The organism is Saccharomonospora cyanea NA-134, assembly GCF_000244975.1.
In the GTDB taxonomy this organism is placed as follows: Bacteria; Actinomycetota; Actinomycetes; order Mycobacteriales; family Pseudonocardiaceae; genus Saccharomonospora; species Saccharomonospora cyanea.
In genome coordinates, this window is record NZ_CM001440.1 from 3,819,276 (window position 1) to 3,837,488 (window position 18,213).

Annotated in this window: 14 protein-coding genes; 5 read left to right on the forward strand and 9 right to left on the reverse strand. The window is 69.1% G+C overall.

What is annotated here, in order from left to right; genetic code table 11:
- The first annotated feature begins 29 nt into the window (after nucleotides 1-29).
- Both SACCYDRAFT_RS17695 and galE read left to right on the forward strand, forming a co-directional pair.
- Nucleotides 30-728 (forward strand): metal-dependent transcriptional regulator, encoded by a 699-nt coding sequence (locus tag SACCYDRAFT_RS17695; protein WP_005458259.1) that lies wholly within the window; start codon nucleotides 30-32, stop codon nucleotides 726-728.
- Nucleotides 729-1,478: 750 nt separating this feature from the next.
- Nucleotides 1,479-2,477: a UDP-glucose 4-epimerase GalE gene (gene galE / locus SACCYDRAFT_RS17700; protein WP_005458261.1), complete on the forward strand. Its 999-nt coding sequence runs from the start codon at nucleotides 1,479-1,481 to the stop codon at nucleotides 2,475-2,477.
- Here galE and SACCYDRAFT_RS17705 read toward each other — a convergent pair.
- Entirely contained in the window at nucleotides 2,449-3,582 is a 1,134-nt protein-coding gene (locus SACCYDRAFT_RS17705) for a DUF4192 domain-containing protein (RefSeq protein ID WP_005458263.1), read from the reverse strand. The two genes, galE and SACCYDRAFT_RS17705, sit on opposite strands and share 29 nt — an antisense overlap.
- 140 nt (nucleotides 3,583-3,722) lie before the next feature.
- The gene (locus SACCYDRAFT_RS17710) at nucleotides 3,723-5,537 is read right to left on the reverse strand and encodes a Xaa-Pro dipeptidyl-peptidase (protein ID WP_005458265.1); all 1,815 of its coding nucleotides are present in this window, start codon (nucleotides 5,535-5,537) and stop codon (nucleotides 3,723-3,725) included.
- Nucleotides 5,538-5,752: 215 nt separating this feature from the next.
- Between SACCYDRAFT_RS17710 and SACCYDRAFT_RS17715 the strand changes: the two genes are divergently transcribed.
- Nucleotides 5,753-7,786 carry a prolyl oligopeptidase family serine peptidase gene (locus SACCYDRAFT_RS17715; protein WP_005458267.1) on the forward strand — a complete coding sequence of 678 codons (2,034 nt, stop codon included), beginning with the start codon at nucleotides 5,753-5,755 and terminating at the stop codon, nucleotides 7,784-7,786.
- Here the strand turns inward: SACCYDRAFT_RS17715 and SACCYDRAFT_RS17720 are convergent.
- The 5 genes from SACCYDRAFT_RS17720 to SACCYDRAFT_RS26425 form a co-directional block, all read right to left on the reverse strand.
- Nucleotides 7,776-8,549, reverse strand: coding sequence for an SDR family oxidoreductase (locus tag SACCYDRAFT_RS17720; protein WP_005458269.1), 774 nt, complete (start codon nucleotides 8,547-8,549; stop codon nucleotides 7,776-7,778). The genes SACCYDRAFT_RS17715 and SACCYDRAFT_RS17720 overlap by 11 nt on opposite strands.
- A 26-nt stretch (nucleotides 8,550-8,575) precedes the next feature.
- The gene (locus tag SACCYDRAFT_RS17725) at nucleotides 8,576-9,775 is read right to left on the reverse strand and encodes an MFS transporter (RefSeq protein WP_005458271.1); all 1,200 of its coding nucleotides are present in this window, start codon (nucleotides 9,773-9,775) and stop codon (nucleotides 8,576-8,578) included.
- 188 nt (nucleotides 9,776-9,963) lie between these two features.
- A complete protein-coding gene (locus tag SACCYDRAFT_RS17730) occupies nucleotides 9,964-12,834 on the reverse strand; it encodes a vitamin B12-dependent ribonucleotide reductase (protein ID WP_005458273.1) in 2,871 nt (956 codons plus the stop codon).
- Between the two features lie 54 nt (nucleotides 12,835-12,888).
- Nucleotides 12,889-13,368 (reverse strand): transcriptional regulator NrdR, encoded by a 480-nt coding sequence (gene nrdR / locus SACCYDRAFT_RS17735; protein ID WP_005458275.1) that lies wholly within the window; start codon nucleotides 13,366-13,368, stop codon nucleotides 12,889-12,891.
- Nucleotides 13,369-13,684: 316 nt separating this feature from the next.
- Nucleotides 13,685-13,855 (reverse strand): hypothetical protein, encoded by a 171-nt coding sequence (locus SACCYDRAFT_RS26425; RefSeq protein ID WP_005458277.1) that lies wholly within the window; start codon nucleotides 13,853-13,855, stop codon nucleotides 13,685-13,687.
- A gap of 373 nt (nucleotides 13,856-14,228) precedes the next feature.
- Here SACCYDRAFT_RS26425 and lexA point away from each other — a divergent pair, with 373 nt between their 5' ends.
- Nucleotides 14,229-14,948, forward strand: coding sequence for a transcriptional repressor LexA (gene lexA, locus SACCYDRAFT_RS17745; RefSeq protein ID WP_005458278.1), 720 nt, complete (start codon nucleotides 14,229-14,231; stop codon nucleotides 14,946-14,948).
- Between the two features lie 117 nt (nucleotides 14,949-15,065).
- Here lexA and SACCYDRAFT_RS17750 read toward each other — a convergent pair whose 3' ends face one another.
- Nucleotides 15,066-16,097, reverse strand: a complete 1,032-nt coding sequence (locus SACCYDRAFT_RS17750; RefSeq protein WP_043536613.1) for a hypothetical protein — start codon at nucleotides 16,095-16,097, stop codon at nucleotides 15,066-15,068.
- Between the two features lie 15 nt (nucleotides 16,098-16,112).
- A complete protein-coding gene (gene hflX, locus SACCYDRAFT_RS17755) occupies nucleotides 16,113-17,561 on the reverse strand; it encodes a GTPase HflX (protein ID WP_005458280.1) in 1,449 nt (482 codons plus the stop codon).
- A gap of 298 nt (nucleotides 17,562-17,859) precedes the next feature.
- Here hflX and SACCYDRAFT_RS17760 point away from each other — a divergent pair, with 298 nt between their 5' ends.
- A complete protein-coding gene (locus SACCYDRAFT_RS17760) occupies nucleotides 17,860-18,078 on the forward strand; it encodes a hypothetical protein (RefSeq protein WP_005458281.1) in 219 nt (72 codons plus the stop codon).
- Nucleotides 18,079-18,213: the final 135 nt, after the last annotated feature.

The window sequence follows — 18,213 nt, forward strand, 5'->3', positions numbered from 1 at the left end:
ATGGGGAGGGGCGAACAAAGGGGACAGGCGTGAACGATCTCATCGATACCACCGAGATGTACTTGCGCACCATCTACGAGCTCGAAGAGGAGGGGGTCGTCCCACTGCGTGCTCGTATCGCGGAGCGGCTGCACCAGAGCGGGCCCACCGTGAGCCAGACCGTGGCGCGCATGGAACGCGACGGCCTCGTGGTCGTCGCCGACGACCGGCACCTTCAGCTCACCGACCACGGTCGTGAACTGGCGGTCGCGGTCATGCGGAAACACCGGCTCGCGGAGCGGTTGCTCGTCGACGTCATCGGGCTGGAATGGGAGCACGTGCACAACGAAGCATGCCGCTGGGAGCACGTCATGAGCGAGGCGGTGGAGCGCAAACTCATCAAGCTGCTCGACCACCCCACCACCTCGCCGTACGGCAACCCGATTCCCGGCCTCGACAAGCTCGACGCCGCCAGCGAACCGGCTCCACCGGCCGAAGCCGACCTGGTCCGATTGGCCGACGTGGCGAAGGCCGGTGGCGGAAAGGTCGAGATCCGGCGGATCGCCGAACACGTGCAACTCGACGAGAGCTTGATGAGCGAGCTCCGTTCGGTCGGCATCGTTCCCGGCCGCACCGTCACAATCGGCACGATCACCAAAGGTGAGTTGACTGTCGAGGTGTCCGACGACACCACGACGGCGCGGATTCCGACCTCCGCACTGCAGGCGGTACTCGCACAAGCGCGGTGACAGCCGGGTCGAGGGGCGTTACCGACCGCCTGACACACCGGCGATCGGCCTCGCGTCGACCGGACCGGGACGGCGCCGCGTCCCTCACCGCGGCGCCGTCCCGGTCCGCGCACGGGCAGGCAGCGGCGTGACCGGTTCCCGGCCGCGTCCACCTCATCGATGAGTACACCGGCTCCCCCTGCGGCGACATACCGCCGTTCGCACCGCTATACCGCACAGGGCCGCCCTCACCTCACACCGCGACACTCCCCCTCACCGTCGCGGCCCCGGATACCGGCGTCCGCGCCCGACGGACAGAACCGGAAGCCACGACGCGTCACCGGGGCCAACCTCCCGGCTGGACGGTCTACGCCGCCGGCATGACGTGGGTTCTCCACGACCGCGGTCTCCTTACCGGCGCCGACATCGTCATCGCCGCGGTACCGGACGACGTCGGTACCGCGGGGCCGGTACCGCACCCCCGGCCACCATGCCGTACGACTGTCGTGACAGAGGACGATCGGAGTCGGGTTCGGCTGTTCGACCCTCCCCTCGACCCACGTCGACGCTGCCCCGCCTCACCTCCACACTGCGGCGACCTCCGCAGAGCACGACCACGGGCCCTCGACTCCTCATGGCGGTGTCACCCAGAAGACGAGCCGCCCCTGACGGTTGCCGCGACCCCGCTCTCCGGCCTACTCGGCGAGGGGTGCACACTGTCGCCTCGTACCGGTTGAAACGTTCTTCCCACCCGAGAAAGGGCCCGCACGAATGCCCACCGACACCACGACGTCGAGCAAGTCCATGAAACTCGTTGTCACGGGCGGTGCAGGCTATATCGGCAGTGTGTGCACGGCCCGACTGCTCGAGGCGGGACACGAGGTGACCGTCGTCGACGACCTGTCCACCGGCCACGCCGACGCAGTACCCGAGGGAGCGCGGTTCGTCCAGGGCGACGCGGCGGAGGTCGCCGGCACCCTTCTGGCCGAGGGATTCGACGGCGTCCTGCACTTCGCCGCCAAGAGTCTCGTGGGCGAGTCGATGCAGGACCCGAGCACCTACTGGCGTGGCAACGTGCTCACCTCCCTGCGGCTACTGGACGCGATGCGGACACACGGTGTGTCGCGCCTGGTGTTCTCCTCAACGGCTGCGACCTACGGCGAGCCGGAGGTGACACCGATCCCGGAGACCGCTCCGACGGCCCCCACCAACACCTACGGCGCCACCAAGCTCGCCATCGACCACGCCATCACGAGCTACGCACGGGCTCACGGGCTGGCGGCTGTGAGCCTGCGCTACTTCAACGTCGCCGGCGCCTACGGCAACTACGGTGAACGGCACACCACCGAGACCCACCTCATTCCGCTGATCCTCCAGGTCGCTACCGGGCACCGAGCCCAGGTGCAGATCTACGGTGACGACTACCCCACCGAGGACGGCACGGCGATCCGCGACTACATCCACGTGGTCGACCTCGCCGACGCTCACCTGCTCGCGCTGGCGCACGCGAAACCGGGCGAACACGAGATCTTCAACCTGGGTAACGGCACCGGTTTCTCGGTACGTCAAGTGATCGACGCCTGCCGCTCGGTCACCGGGCACGAGATTCCCGCCGCCGTGGCACAGCGCCGTGTCGGTGACCCCGCCGTGCTCGTGGCCGCCAGCGACAAGGCGCAGGACGAGCTCGGTTGGAAGCCGCGGCACACCGATCTCTCCGGCATCGTGGCCGACGCGTGGGAGTTCACCCAGCGTCGTCAGGAGACCCGGTAGGTCTCCTCGCCGGGTCGGACGCCGAAGGCCGGTTCGACGACTCGCTGTCCTCAGGCGCTGTCCAGATCGGCCTGGTGTCGCACGACTGCGCGAGTCCTGCGAGCTTCTCCGGCGGCAAGCCGTGTTGCAGTGCTTGCCTGAGCAACTGTGACAGCAGGTGGTGTGGATCAGCGGCCTGGGCGGCGTCCAACGCCATACCCGCGAGCGCGCCCTCTCCGCGCACGTACGCGGAGTACGCCAGCAAGGTCGCAGGCTGGGCGCGCTCAGGTGCGGGCGTGTGCTTCGTCAACAGGAGCCAGAGGCGCTCGGCCGTCACCGCGCCGACACTGCCTGCGGGCAGAGCCGTGGCCAGGCAGGCGTCCCGGACCTGCGGCAGTGACAACGCGACCGCGAGCTCGACCACCTCGGTGTCCGACAGGAGCAGTGTTCCCTTCCATGCCCGCGCCAGCACGGTGCGTACGGCCGCTCGGCCTCGCCGTAGCGATGCCACGTCGTCGCGGGGCCCGTCGCCCACACGGCGGCTCAACATCGCGGCTCTGCGCGCGAGGACATCGGACGCCACGGGCTGGAGCTGCCGCTCCATGGCGGCCCGGCTGCTGTGGGTGACGAGCCCGGCGTGCGCGCTCACGGCGGCCATCACGGTGCTGCCCGGATCGGGCAGATGCCCGGCGCAGCAGGATTCCTCATAGCATCGCCACGGAGCGCCTGCCCTGATCTCCGGGACCCAGAGGGCGTGCAGCACAGGCAGGCCGGCCTGTTCGAAGACCTTGCCGACGGCCGCGGCGACCGCGGCGGCGGGTGGCCCCGCCGAGCCCGGCGGCCGCCGCCCTCCGATGATGGCCACGGTGGCCGCGACCGACTGGTGGGTCAGCGGCCCGAGGAGCTGCCGTGCCAGGTCCGCTTCACCTCCGGCCGGTGGCAGATCGGCTCTGACGATGTTGCCGATTCGCGTACCGGCTGTGCCGCGGTGGCCGACCACCACCACGGAATTACTCGGCTCGAAGCCCAGCAGGTGCGGAGTGGCGGCCAGCAGTTCGCCGGGGTCCCGCAGGTCGATCGGAGCGGGTTCGGTGGTGTGAGAGCCCGTCGTGGGAGAAGGTGTCATGTGTCCACGATGAACCGGATCACAGGTGATGCGGACGGTGTGGACGACATCTGTGGACGGCGCGATGCGATGTGGACAACCGGGGCCGGATGGGCCCCGGTGTCACCGGAGTGTCAGTGGGGCGTGGTAGGTGCTCGCCCTCAACGGCGCGGGAACGCCTGCCGCAGCGACTCGTCCCCACCCACCACGGGCACGGTCACCGTCGACCGGCTCACGTCGAGCCCCACCCCCGTGCCCGGGGCCGGGCGCAGGGTGAAGTCGTGGTCACTCGACAACAGCACAAACTCCAGGCGGTGTCCCTCGGCCACGAGATAGTCCTGAGGTTGCAGGTCGAACGACAGCCAGTACGGCACCCCGGGGCGCAGGGCCTTCGTTCGTGACAGCCCGTGCCGGTTCTGCGGATCGGCCCAGCCGCGGGTGATGACGTGGGAACTGCCGTCCGGGGCCCGGTCCACGAGTACCGCGGTCACGTTCGCGGCGGGACGGTCGAATTCCAGCCGCAGTCGCACGGACGGTGTGCCGCTCAACCTGACCGGCGCGTTCGCGGCTTCCGTGCTGTAGGACAGCCTGTGCTCCGAGGCCGCTGCGTTCACCAGGTCCTCGACCTTCTCGCCGGCGTCGTCGGTGAGTCGCTCGACCACCGGCCTGCCCCGGAAGCGGTCGGCTCCGAGCGCGCCCTGCCGGTCTCCACCCGGCCCCAGCCGCAACGTGGCGTCGTCCGTGCCCGGTGCGGGCCAGTCGGCCTCCTGCGTCCACGAGCCGTCCTCCCGCTGGATCGTGGCCCTCGGCTCGGCCTCCACGCCGTTGTCGATGTCGTAGAGGTAGTGGCTGAACCAGCGGTTCAGCATGGTGAGCCACTCCTGCTTGCGCAGCGAGTACGGGTCGGCGTGGCCGGACTGGTGCAGCCAGATCGCGCGTTCGACGCCGTGCTCGGCCAGTGCGTCCCACCACTCGGCGACCTGGCTGACCGTGACGTTCCAGTCGGAGAGGCCGTGCACGGCCAGCACGGACGCCTCCACCCTGTGGACGTCGTCGAGGTAGTTCCGTTCGTCCCAGAAACTGCTGTAGTCGCCGGTGAGCCGGTCCTGCTCCTTCTCCAAACGCTCTATGACCGGTCGGCAGATCTCCTGGTCAGCGCGCGTGTAGACGTACTCGGCGAGTACGTCGGCGTCCTCGCCCTGGAATCCGCCCGGAGCCACGACGGCACCGTTCTCACGGTAGTAGTCGTACCAGTTCGAGATCGCCGCGATCGGCACGATGGTCTCGAGCCCCTCGACGCCGGTCGTGGCGACGGCGTTGGGCAGGGTGCCGTTGTAGGACACGCCCATCATGGCGGTCCGCCCGGTGGTCCAGTGAGCGCTCATCCGGTTGCCGTCGGCGTCACGTGCCTCCGCTCGGCCGTTCAGCCAGTCGATCACCGAGGCCGCCCCTCGGGTCTCGTTCTCGCCTCCGGTGGTCGGGCAGCCGGTGGAGCGGCCGGTCCCCAGCGACTCGGCGTAGACGACGGCGAAGCCGCGTGCGAGGAAGTAGTCCTGGTAGCGCCAGGTGATGTCGGCGAGAGGTTTGCCGGGGACGTACAGCTCGCGGTCGACGTCGTGGTTGGTGATCGGATTGCCGCCCGCGTAGTACGGACTCACCTGGTACACCACCGGTACGCGAAGGCCGTCGTCCGTGGCGCGGGGACGCACGACCTCGACGTGCACCACGTCCTCGACACCGTCATGATCACTGTCCACACCGGCTTCCACCCAGACGTGCTCCCGCACGACGTCGGCCGGGTTGTACACCGGTTGGGCCTGCCCGTCGGCGAACACCGGTTGCTGCACCTCGCCCGCCGCCGCGTTCACGGCGACGAGTGGTAGCGACACCACGGCGGCGGCCAGGACCATCGACACACGCTTGAGTCTCACGAAGCCCCCAGATCGGACGGCGGCGACAAGAATGGTGTCGACCATTGCCGTGGGCACCGTCGCTGTCAAGCGAGGACCGGCACGATCCGACGAACGGCGGGAGCGAGTCACCGGGAAAGCAATTCCAACATCACCTGTTCGCGTGATCGCTACCTCCGGGTGGAGGTCTCCACCTCCTCGCCGATCAACTCTCCGTAATGGCATCGTGACGGGGTTGTCGCTGTTCCGGGGGCCGCCGCGGGGCTGGCAGACTGGCGGCCATGGACGAGCTTGATCCGAGCGTGGAGCACGACCCGAACCGCTGGCTGGAAGACGTCGCCGGGGAGGACGTGCTCGAGTGGGTGCGGGGACACAACGCCGCGACGGTCGACCGCTACGCGACAGGTGAGCGGTTCGAGAGTCTGCGGAACGAACTGCGGGAGGTCCTCGACGCCGACACCCGGATTCCCTACGTCCGGCGCCGCGGCAGCCACCTCTACAACTTCTGGCGCGACGCCGACCACCCGCGGGGCCTGTGGCGGCGCACCACCCTCGACTCCTACCGGACGGCGAACCCCGAGTGGGAGATCCTCCTCGACGTCGACGCGCTCGCCGCCCACGAGTCGGAGAACTGGGTGTGGCAGGGAGCGACCGTGCTGCGCCCGGGGTTCCGGAGGTGCCTGGTCGAGTTGTCCCGCGGTGGGGCGGACGCCACCGTGGTCCGGGAGTTCGACCTGCAGCGGCGCGAGTTCGTGGAGGACGGCTTCACCCTGCCCGAGGCGAAGAGCCAGGTCGGCTGGATCGACGAGGACCGCGTCTACGTCGGCACCGACTTCGGTGAGGGCTCGCTCACCACGTCCGGCTACCCGAGGCTGGTGAAGGAGTGGAAGCGCGGGACTCCGCTGGAGGACGCCACGCTCGTGTTCGAGGGCAAGCCCGACGACGTGTCCGTGCGCGCGGTCCACGACCCGACGCAGGGCTGGGAGCGGGACGTCGTTCGCAGAGCGATCGACTTCTACCGCTCCGAGGTGCATCTGCGGACCGACACGGGGTTCGTGCGGATCGACGTGCCTGACGACGCCGTCGCCTCGGTGCACCGGCAGTGGCTGCTCGTCCGCACGCGCAGCCCGTGGACGGTGGAGGGCACCTCCTACCCCGCCGGAGCCCTGCTGGGTATCGAACTGGACGCCTTCCTGGCCGGTGACCGGCGCCTGACCGTGCTGTTCGAACCCGACGCGCACACCTCGCTGGACTACTACGCCTGGACCCGCAACCACCTGTTGCTGGGCACTCTCGTGGACGTCAAGACCCGGCTTCGGGTGCTCACACCGGGGGCGGACGGCTGGCGGGACGAACCGCTGACCGGTCTCGCCGACGTCGGCGCGGTCGACCTCGTCGCCACCGACCCGCACGACAGTGACGAGTTCTTCGTCGAGGCCACCGGCTACACCGATCCGCCCACGCTGCTCCGCGGCGAGGTCGGTGGACCGCTGGAGACGGTCAAACGCGCACCCGCCTTCTTCGACGCCGAGTCGCTTGACGTGACACAGCACTTCGCCACCTCCGACGACGGCACCCGGATCCCCTACTTCGTGGTCGGGCCCCGCGACCGGACCTCCGCCGCGCCGACCCTGCTCACCGGCTACGGCGGGTTCGAGGTGTCGCTGACGCCGTCCTACAGTGGCGTGATCGGACGCGGCTGGCTCGCGCGTGGCGGCACGTACGTGGTGGCGAACCTACGCGGCGGTGGCGAGTACGGCCCCGACTGGCACAACCAGGTCGTGAAGACCAACCGGCTCAAGGTCTACGAGGACTTCGCGGCGGTGGCGCGCGACGTGGTGGCACGGGGAATCACCACACCCGAGTTGCTCGGCGTCCAGGGCGGCAGCAACGGCGGGCTGCTCACCGGGGTCATGCTCACGCGCTACCCCGAACTGGTGGGGGCCGTGGTCAGTCAGGTGCCGTTGCTCGACATGCGCCGCTACCACCAGCTACTGGCGGGCGCGTCGTGGATGGCGGAGTACGGCGACCCGGACGACCCCGACGAGTGGGCGTACCTGCGCCGATACTCGCCGTACCACAACGTCCACGGTGACCGGACCTACCCACCCACGCTGTTCGTGACGTCCACTCGGGACGATCGGGTGCATCCCGCGCACGCGCGCAAGATGATGGCGAGAATGCACGCCGACGGCCATGACGTGGCCTACTACGAGAACATCGAGGGTGGGCACGGCGCGGCGGCCGACAACGCGCAACTGGCCTTCAAGTGGGCGCTGGTGTTCGAGTTCCTGTGGCAGCGGCTCAGCGGCTAGACCTGACGTGCGCGTCGAGGTGGTCCTGGAACGTGATCGTTCCGACGGCGTTCTCGGGCGTGAGGTGGTGGCCCGCGCGGTAGCCCGCGTACACCGAGCCGAACAGCCTGACCGTACGGACCCGGCGACGCCGACCGGCGGCGGCCAGGTATCGCCGGGCCAGGTCGGCAACGGTCGTGATCTCGGGACCACCCATGTCGGGCGCCCGTCCCGCCGGGCGCGCGGTGGCCAGTGCGGCCAGCCGCGCGCCGACCTCGGTGGCCGCGACGGGTTGCAGCCGGAGATCGGGAACGAGCACGAGCGGCGGACGCGTCAACCCGGACAGCAGCCGGATGGCCAGCTCGTGGAACTGTGTCGCCCGCAGGATCGTCCACGGGACGCCGCTGTCCTCGACAAGACGCTCGGTGGCGTGTTTGCTCCGGTAGTACGGCAGCGGGATGCGATCGACGCCGACGATGGAGACGTAGACCAGATGCTCGCATCCGGCGCGACGGGCCGCGGTGAGCACCTGCCTGCCCAGCGCGACCTCTCCGCCGCGGAAGCCGGTGAAGTCGGTCGCACAGTGCACGACCGCGTCGGCGCCGTCGAACGCGGCGGCGAGACCGGCGGACGAACGGTAGTCGACCCGCACCGTCTCGACGCCGTCGCGCACCGACGACGTCGACCGGCTTGTGACGACGACGTCATGGCCTGCCCTCTCCAGCGCGGACACGACCTTGCGACCGAGCGTGCCGGTTCCTCCTGTGACGGCCACCGTGCTCATCGGTACTCCCGTGTGTGCGGGCGGGTTCAGCTCTCACTGTGGCACAGCGCCGACGACGGTGCCGCCGCGAGCGGCTCGGGAGCCGGCTCGGCACCACGGCGCCGAACGAGTTCGGGCACCACGGTGCCGATGCCGATCACCGCGAGGACCGCACCCAGCCACAGCGGGCCCCTCAGCCCGAGCGCGTCGATCGCGAGTCCGCCCACGAACGACCCGATCATCACTCCGAGCGTGATGAACGATCCGTGCACGGTGTTCACCAAGGGGCTCGCGTTGCCCTCACGGTGCACGCGCACCACCATCGCCGGGTTCATCGTGACGCCGACCAGGCCGATCCCCATCATCGCCGCCACCGCGGGGAGGGTGTTTCCTGCGAAGGCCGCGAAGGCCGTGAGGAACGTGGCGTTCAGCGCGAGGCCGCAGAGCAGCACCACCGCGTGGTAGCGATCGGCGAGGCGCCCGACGACGGTGTTGCCGAGCACGGTGGCCGCGCCGTAGCCGACGAGCAGGATCGGCACGGTGGAGCTGTCGACTCCGCTGACCTTCGTGAGGATCGGCTCGAAGTAGCTGAAGGCGGCGAAGGTCGCGCCGATGACGAGGGTGCTGGTGCACAGCGCCAGGAACAGCCTGCGGGAGCGGAAGACACCGAACTGGGAGCCGAGTCGGTCCGCTTCGGACGGAGCGAGTCCGGGAAAACCCGCCACCGTGACGACGGCTGCGAGGGCCGCGAGTCCCGTGACCGCCCAGAACGCGGCCCGCCAGCCGAAGTTCTCACCGACCACCGTGGACATCGGCAGTCCCAGCAACGTGCCGAGCATGAGCCCGTTCATGACGACCGCGACGGCTCGACCACGGACCTCCGGGCGCGTGAGTTGTGCCGCGAGCGAGACGGCGAGCCCGAAGAACGCCTGGGCGGCCATGCCGGTGATCACCCGTGCCACGAACATCACCGCGTAGTTCGGGGCGACGGCGGCGAGGACGTTGCCGATCCCGAACGTGGCGAACAGGGCCAGGAGCGCGGGTTTCGGCGCCCGCCGGCTCAGAACCATGGTCAGCACGGGCCCTCCGAGTGCCATCGCGGCGGCGAAGGCGGTGATGAGGTACCCGGCCTGGGGAACGGACACGCCCAGTCCGGCGGCCACGGGCGACAGCAGTCCCGCGACGGCGAACTCGCTGGTGACCATGGTGAAGATCCCCAGCGACAGGATGTAGACGGCACGAGGCACCGCGTCCTCCGAAGTTTTGTATTGTCCAGTACATAACTACGGTAGCGCAGTGCCTGTGGCGTCACTGGCGACTGTGGGTAACCCGGTGATCCTCCGGCCGATCTTCCGAGCCGTCACCGCTCCCCACGCGGCCGGAACACGACGGGGGAGCCGACCCACCGGGCCGACTCCCCCGTCCGCGGAATCCGTCAGCTGCAGCCGGAGGTGGCGCCGCAGCCCTCACACGCGTAGCACGATCCGGCGGGACGCATCTTCGTGCCGCACGTCATGCACAGGGGCGCGTCAGCCGCCTTGCCGAGCTGCAACTCGACCAGTTCGGTGGTGGTCTGTGCCTCCCTGGCCGGACGGTCGCCCGCCTTCGCGGGAGCGTCGGCACTCGACTGCTCACCACCGGCCTCGACGCTGCTGCGCAGGGCGTCCAGGTCCACGTTCTCCGGCTCAGCGCTGCCGCCGCCGTACTCGGCCTCGACCTGTGCCGACCGCTCGTCGGCGGTGAAGATGCCGAGCTGCGCACGCTTCTCGTACGGCAGGTAGTCGAGCGCGAGCCTGCGGAACAGGTAGTCCAGCACGCTCGTGGCCATCCGCACGTCCGGGTCGTCGGTCATGCCCGCCGGCTCGAAGCGCAGGTTCTGGAACTTCTGGACGTAGAACTCGAGCGGGATGCCGTACTGGAGCCCCACGGAGATCGACATGGAGAACGCGTCCATGACACCGGCCAGGGTGGAACCCTGCTTGCCGAGCTTGACGAAGATCTCACCGAGCCCGTCGTCCGGGTACGAACCGGCCGTCAGGTAGCCCTCGGCCCCACCCACGGTGAAGGACACCGTCTGGCTCGGGCGCTTCTTCGGCAGGCGCTTGCGCACCGGCCGGTACTCGACGACCTTGTTCTCCTCGGCCTTGCCCTCCGGCTCGGCCTTGTCCTTCTTGGCCGTCGACAGCGGCTGGCCCACCTTGCAGTTGTCGCGGTAGATCGCCAGCGCCTTCAGCCCGAGCTTCCAACCCTGGAAGTAGATCTCCTCGACGTCCTCCACGGTCGCCGACTCGGGCATGTTGACCGTCTTGGAGATCGCGCCGGACAGGAACGGCTGCACGGCCGCCATCATCCGCACGTGACCCATCGGCGCGATCGAACGCTCACCGACGGCGCAGTCGAACACCTCGTAGTGCTCCGGGCGCAGCCCCGGCGCGTCGACCACGTGGCCGTGCTCGGCGATGTAGTCGACGATCGCCTCGACCTGCTCCTCCTGGTAGCCCAGCGAGCGCAGGGCACGCGGCACTGCGTTGTTCACGATCTGCATGGACCCGCCGCCGACCAGCTTCTTGAACTTCACCAGCGAGAAGTCCGGCTCGATACCGGTGGTGTCGCAGTCCATCATGAAGCCGATGGTGCCGGTGGGGGCGAGCACGCTGGCCTGCGCGTTGCGCCAGCCGCTGTTCATACCGATCTCGATGCCCCGCTCCCACTCCCGCGTCGCCAGCGCACGCACCGCCGCGTCGTTGTGGTGGTAGGTGCGGACGAGTTCGTTGGCCGCCGCGTGCTTGCGCATCACGCGCTGGTGCGGTTCGGCGTTACGGGCGTAACCCTCGTACGGACCCACCACACCGGCGAGCTCCGCGGACCGCCGGTACGACACCGCCGTCATCAGCGAGGTGATCGACGCGGCGAGCGCGCGCCCACCCTCGGAGTCGTACGCGTGGCCCGTCGCCATCAGCAGCGCGCCGAGGTTCGCGTACCCGATGCCGAGCTGGCGGAACTTGCGCGTGGTCTCCGCGATCGGCTCGGTGGGGAAGTCGGCGAAGCAGATCGAGATGTCCATCGCCGTGATGACCAGCTCGACGGCCTTGACGAACAACTCCGCGTCGAACGTGCCGTCCTCGCGCAGGAACTTGAGCAGGTTCAGTGAGGCGAGGTTGCAGCTGGAGTTGTCCAGGTGCATGTACTCGGAGCACGGGTTCGAGGCGGTGATACGTCCCGACTCGGGGCACGTGTGCCAGTCGTTGATGGTGTCGTCGTACTGCAGCCCCGGGTCGGCGCACTCCCAGGCCGCCTGCGCCATCTTGCGGAACAGGCCCTTGGCGTCGACCTGCTCGAGAACCTCACCGGTGGTCCGTGACCGGAGACCGAACGCGCCACCGGTCTCCACAGCCTGCATGAACTCGTCGGACACGCGCACCGAGTTGTTGGCGTTCTGGTACTGCACCGACGAGATGTCCGCGCCGCCGAGGTCCATGTCGAAACCGGCATCACGGAGCACGCGGATCTTGTGCTCTTCCTTCGCCTTGGTCTCGATGAACTCCTCGACGTCGGGGTGGTCCACGTCGAGCACGACCATCTTGGCCGCCCGACGGGTCGCGCCGCCCGACTTGATGGTGCCCGCGGAGGCGTCCGCGCCGCGCATGAACGACACCGGGCCCGACGCCGTGCCACCGGACGACAGCAGCTCCCGCGAGGAGCGGATGCGGGAGAGGTTCAGGCCCGCGCCCGAACCGCCCTTGAAGATCAGACCCTCTTCCCGGTACCAGTTGAGGATCGAGTCCATGTTGTCGTCGACCGACAGGATGAAGCACGCACTGACCTGCTGCTTCGAGCTCGTACCGACGTTGAACCACACCGGCGAGTTGAAGCTGAACACCTGGTGGAGCAGCATCCAGGTCAGCTCGTGCTCGAAGACCTCGGCGTCGGCGGCACCGGCGAAGTAGCCGTGCTCCAGGCCCGCCTTGACGTAGGTCTTGACGACACGGTCGATGAGCTGCTTGAGGCTGTTCTCGCGCTCGGGGCTGCCCACCGCGCCGCGGAAGTACTTGCTGGTGACGATGTTCGTCGCGTTGACCGACCAGAACTCCGGGAACTCCACACCGCGCTGCTCGAAGTTCACCGTGCCGTCACGCCAGTTGGTCATGACGACGTCGCGCCGCTCCCACCGCACCTCGTCGTAGGGGTGCACGCCCTCGGTGGTGTAGACGCGTTGGATGCGCAGCCCCTTGCGCGAGCCCGAGCCGCCGCGCTTCTTGCTCGGCTTCGGCGAGGATTCCGCGCCGACCCCCACGGTTTCTGTCATGACTCCCACTCCCGCGTTAGAAACTGGCGGCGACGTGACCCGTCGTCCGCGTCCTCACTCGCTGTGGTCCTGCTGGGCCGAGGACTCGGCGATCGCCTCACGCAGGTTCTTGATCTCGGCTTCGAAGTCCTCGATCGACGAGAAGGACCGGTAGACGCTCGCGAACCTCAGGTACGCGACGGTGTCGAGTTCCCTGAGTGGGCCCAGAATGGCGAGACCCACCTCGTGGCTCGGAATCTCCGCGACCCCAGCCGCCCTGATCGAGTCCTCGACCTTCTGAGCGAGCTGTTTCAGAGCGTCGTCGTCGACAGGACGGCCCTGACAGGCCCGCCGCACTCCCCGAACCACCTTGTCCCGGCTGAACTGCTCGGTCACTCCCGACCGCTTGACGACGGCGAGCACCATCGTCTCCGACGTGGTGAACCGGCGGCCGCAGGCCGAGCACGACCGACGCCGTCGGATCGCCTGGCCCTCGTCCACCTCACGGGAATCGACGACCCGGGAGTCCGCGTGCCGACAGAACGGACACCGCACAGTCGAACACCTCCCGAAACATCCCCTGCACAGCAGGAACGCCACCGACAACGCACTCCACGGCGTACCGCGCGTGAGTGTCGTCCACGCCACGACCGGACACCACCGACAGTGAACGTAGAACCGATCCTACCCCAACTTGTGGACCAATTACAGCGATGTAACTACTAGATGTAGGGGTCGACCATAAGACGCGGCCCGGTCCACCGCAACCGCGACCCCCTCCCTCACCGGAGTGAGATCCGACCTAGGATGCCGCGCCCCGACACGCGCCCGGCGAGCCACCCCGCGGCCGCTCGAACGCGGCCCGGACAGCCTACGGTGCGCTCGGAACGGCCGCGCCGGGGCCGGGCCCCACGACCGCCGGGTCCGTGGCGACGAGTCCGAGGCCCACGACCGCCGCCGCCACCACGAGCGCCACCACCGCGAGCCACGGCCAGTGGGCACCACCGCAACGCCGTCCCCTCCTCGTGGGATCACCGCGCATGCCCCCACCACGCCGCAACCCCGGAGCAACCGGAGACCGCGTCGGAGGGCGACGCGCGCAGCGTCCACCGCCCGCGGCCGGCGGGCGGGCCGGAGCCACCCGGACCACATCTGAGCGCTTCGTCACCACGACCATGCCGGCCACCTCTTCCGCTCGACCGTCCACCCCGCGCCGTGGACCCACCACGCGGGCGAGCGCATACCGCCTCGAACACCCGTGCGAACATGTACCACCAAGACGCGCGAAGATCGAGCACCCAAGGCGTGTTGCTCGAACAAACGTTTGAAATCCCCGACGAAGCGGACTAGCGTCGCAACCGGATGTACGAAAAGCCCCACATCAGGTCGGGCTTACGACTGGGAGGCAAATCGCGGTGGCACGCAAGACAACGGGCAACGACGTGAGCGGCGGCGAGGTCCCCGACCTTCCGCGCACGGTCGAGAACCCGGACGAAAGCCTGACACCGCGCCAACGGAAAGTCCTCGAGGTGATCAGGACCTGGGTGGACAAGTACGGATACCCGCCGAGTGTCCGGGAAATCGGGGAGGCTGTCGGACTCACGTCCACCTCATCTGTTTCCCACCAATTGAAGGCGCTCCAGCGCAAGGGTTACCTACGGCGCGACGCCAATCGCCCGCGCGCGGTGGGAATGCTGACGATCGGCCGCGAGCGGTCGGCCGCGTCGTCGGGCTCACAGACCGAGGACCCGGTCCGCGAGCCCGCTCTCGTCCCGCTGGTGGGCCGTATCGCCGCGGGCGGGCCGGTACTCGCCGAGGAAGCGATCGAGGACGTCTTCCCGCTGCCGAAGGACATCGTCGGCGAGGGTGAGGTCTTCCTGCTCAGCGTCACCGGCGACTCGATGATCGGCGCGGCCATCACCGACGGCGACTGGGTCGTGGTGCGGCAACAGCCCACCGCCGAGAACGGCGACATCGTGGCAGCGATGATCGATGGTGAGGCCACGGTGAAAACGTTCAAGCGCAAGGACGACGGGCACGTCTGGCTGATGCCGCACAACGAGGCGTACGAACCGATTTCCGGTGACGACGCCACGATTCTCGGAAAGGTCGTCGCGGTCCTACGGCGACTGTGAAGGGGAGTCCGGCGATAACGGCGTGAACACCGGCGTACTCCTCACCGAGGAAAGACGGGCGGGTGTTCCGTGCGCCGTTTCCAACCCTTCCCTCGGTTCGGTCAGGCACGCGCCGCCCTACCGACGGCGGCGGCTGCCCCAGGCCACGAGCACAGCGGCGAGGACCGCGGCGACGGCGAGGGCAGGAGCCAGGCCGAGACCGGATTCCCGGTCGACCGGCTCCTCCGGTGCACTCGCCGCGCGATCCTTCGGTTCGGCCCTGCCGTCAGGTTGGGCGCCCACCAGCGAAACGGCGTCCCGAACGGCTCGCAGCGGCTCGCCACGGCCCTCGCTGGCGGACAGAAGCGTGCCGTCGGGGGTGAAGGCGATGGCCTCACCCTGTGCTTCGCCGGGCAGGGGAACGCGTACCGGGTCACGGGTGAACGCCGCCGCGACGTCCCCGTCGACCACCGGGTAGAGGTAGGCGTCCGTGTACGTGCGCAGGGCTACCACGCTACCGTCCGCCGACAGCGCGGCTCCCGTGACGAGCACGGTGCCCACGGCCCCGAGCGGACCTCCCTGCGTCCCGGTCGGCCGCAACGACACCGTACCGACCTCTTCGAGCGGGGTCGGCCCAGGACTGACGAGCGGCTCGGCCGGACGGTAGACGCGGGCGGAACCGACGACGTTCTTCGTGATGATGTACGGCGTGCCCGCGTGGTCCACCACGAGCGCCTCGGCGTCCTGGGGACCGTCCGGATACGTGAGGCGATACAGCACGGAGGTGCCGTCCCGCGACAGGGCGTGCACGGCCGCCGTCTCGCGTCGGCCACGGTTGTCCCCGGTGTCGCCGAGCCACAGGGTCCCGCCGGGGCCGAGTGCGAGGTCCTCGACGTCGTACGGATCCGTCGGAGCCGTCAGCACCTCTCGCACCCGGCAGGCGTCGTCCAGAACGGCGACCTCGACCTGTGTGCCGCCGTCACTCACGGCGTACACGTGGTCGGTGTCGGCGGCGAGCCCGGACAGCTCCTCGAGCCGAGGATCGTCGACCGAGCACACCACCTCGGGCGCGGCCACCGGGACGTCCTCGACCTGTCCGACGGGCGTGCCTGCGGACAGTGTCACTGTCACGAGTGCCGCCGTCACCACGACCAGGCCGAGTCGTCTCACTCCGCTACGTTAGCGTCACACGCGTGAGCCGTTCGTGACGTAGTCCGAAAGAGCAGCCGCGAGCTCCGGATACACCTTCGCCTTCAGCAGCGTTCCCTCGGGCCTGTGCTCCTCGGCCAGCACCTCGCCGTCCGCGTGTGCTCGCGCGACGAGCTCACCGTGCGTGTAGGGCACGAGGACCTCCACGAACGTCTCCGGCCGGGGCAGGCGCGCGGCGATCTCGGACACCAACGTGTCGAGTCCCTGCTCGCTGTGTGCCGAGACGATCACGGCGTCGGGCAGCAGGTTACGCAGCCGCGCGAGGGTCACCTCGTCGGCGACGTCGGCCTTGTTGACGACCACCAGCTCCGGAGGCAGCGGCTCCGACCGCTTCTCGGCGATCTCGCCGAGGACCTCGCGCACCGCGGTGACCTGGTCCTCGGGTGCGGGTGCCGCACCGTCGACCACGTGCAGCAGCAGGTCGGCGTCCGCCGCCTCGTCGAGCGTCGAACGGAACGCGTCCACCAACTGGTGGGGCAGGTGCCGCACGAATCCGACGGTGTCGGTGAGCGTGTACTCGAGCCCGTCGTGCGTCACGGCCCGCCGCGTGGTGGGGTCGAGCGTGGCGAACAGCGCGTCCTCCACGAGCACGCCCGCACCCGTGATGGCGTTGAGCAGGCTGGACTTGCCCGCGTTGGTGTAGCCGACGAGTGCGACGCTGGGCACCTCGTTGGCCACCCGGCGTCCCCGCTTGGTGGCCCGGATGGTGTCCATCGCGGCGATGTCCTTGCGCAGCTTCGCGATGCGCTTGTTGATGCGCCTGCGGTCGGTTTCCAGCTTCGTCTCACCGGGACCACGCAGACCCACACCACCGTTGGCACCACCGGCACGACCACCGGCCTGCCGCGACAGCGACTGACCCCAACCGCGCAGTCGCGGGATGAGGTACTGCAACTGCGCGAGTTCGACCTGCGCCTTGCCTTCACGCGAACGTGCGTGCTGGGCGAAGATGTCGAGGATCAGCGCCGTGCGGTCGATGACCTTCACCCGCAGCTTCTCCTCGAGCTGCCGCAACTGGCCGGGTGAGAGCTCACCGTCGCAGATCACCGTGTCGGCACCGGTCGAGACGACGATGTCGGCGAGTTCCCTCACCTTGCCCGACCCGATGTAGGTGGCGGGGTCCGGCCGCGAGCGACGCTGGACGACCCCTTCGAGCACCTCGGAGCCCGCTGTCTCGGCCAGGCGCGCGAGTTCGGCGAGGGATTCCTCGGACTGTTCCGCCGTTCCCTCGGTCCACACGCCGACGAGCACGACCCGTTCCAGCCGCAGCTGCCGGTATTCGACCTCGGTGATGTCGGCGAGTTCGGTGGACAGCCCCGCGACCCTGCGCAGGGACGCGCGGTCGGAGAGTTCCAGTTCCCCCTGCGACAGCTCGACGTCGGCGAGCTGGTCGTCGGGAACGACGTTGTGTGTCAGTTCTGTCATCGTCTCCCTATCGTCCCACGGTCCGTGGGAAAGAACGAGCCAATTAGCTGCTCGGATACAGCGTCACGGACACGGCGGCGCGGTCGTGTCCGAGGCCGAGCGCCGGGACAGCTCCGTCTCTCGGATGCCGCCGGAGAGATCTCACTTCGAGCGGGTTCACGAAGTGGTCACGGCCGAGCCGCCCGGTCGGCTCATCGGTGAGAGCTGTCACAGGAATCAACCAGACGAGCAGCGGACGTATTCCATCGCGGCGAGGAGGCCGGGTTGACCGCCGCACCCGTCCGGGTAGTTACCGGGCATGGACGACAAGCGACGCGACCCTCAACAGGAGTACGTCGAGCACCTCGCCGAACAGGAGGCCGGGCGCACCGCGCCGGTGGAGAACGAGAACGCCTCCTACGGCGACCAGCCCGCCCAACCCGGACGTGCGGCGGTGTCGGACCGGCGGGAGAAGGCCAGTTCCACGGGCTCGGTGCAGCAGAGCGACTTCCCCGTCGACGACGACAAGCACCGCTGACTCCCAGCACCGTCCGGGTACCGAACCGAGCCAGCCCGCCAGTCTGATCGGCGCCCTCGCCACCCGACGGCTCCGACGCCCGCACGACCGACGACCGCCCAGGGGTGCCGGCCACGCGGAGCCCGATGTCCCCGA

Excerpts from the sequence above, each read along its gene's own strand:
- galE (WP_005458261.1), top strand. The coding sequence starts at position 1,479 with ATGCCCACCGACACCACGACGTCGAGCAAGTCCATGAAACTCGTTGTC.
- SACCYDRAFT_RS17705 (WP_005458263.1), bottom strand. The coding sequence starts at position 3,582 with ATGACACCTTCTCCCACGACGGGCTCTCACACCACCGAACCCGCTCCG.
- SACCYDRAFT_RS17710 (WP_005458265.1), bottom strand. The coding sequence starts at position 5,537 with ATGGTCGACACCATTCTTGTCGCCGCCGTCCGATCTGGGGGCTTCGTG.
- SACCYDRAFT_RS17715 (WP_005458267.1), top strand. The coding sequence starts at position 5,753 with ATGGACGAGCTTGATCCGAGCGTGGAGCACGACCCGAACCGCTGGCTG.
- SACCYDRAFT_RS17720 (WP_005458269.1), bottom strand. The coding sequence starts at position 8,549 with ATGAGCACGGTGGCCGTCACAGGAGGAACCGGCACGCTCGGTCGCAAG.
- SACCYDRAFT_RS17730 (WP_005458273.1), bottom strand. The coding sequence starts at position 12,834 with ATGACAGAAACCGTGGGGGTCGGCGCGGAATCCTCGCCGAAGCCGAGC.
- SACCYDRAFT_RS26425 (WP_005458277.1), bottom strand. The coding sequence starts at position 13,855 with ATGCGCGGTGATCCCACGAGGAGGGGACGGCGTTGCGGTGGTGCCCAC.
- hflX (WP_005458280.1), bottom strand. The coding sequence starts at position 17,561 with ATGACAGAACTGACACACAACGTCGTTCCCGACGACCAGCTCGCCGAC.
- SACCYDRAFT_RS17760 (WP_005458281.1), top strand. The coding sequence starts at position 17,860 with ATGGACGACAAGCGACGCGACCCTCAACAGGAGTACGTCGAGCACCTC.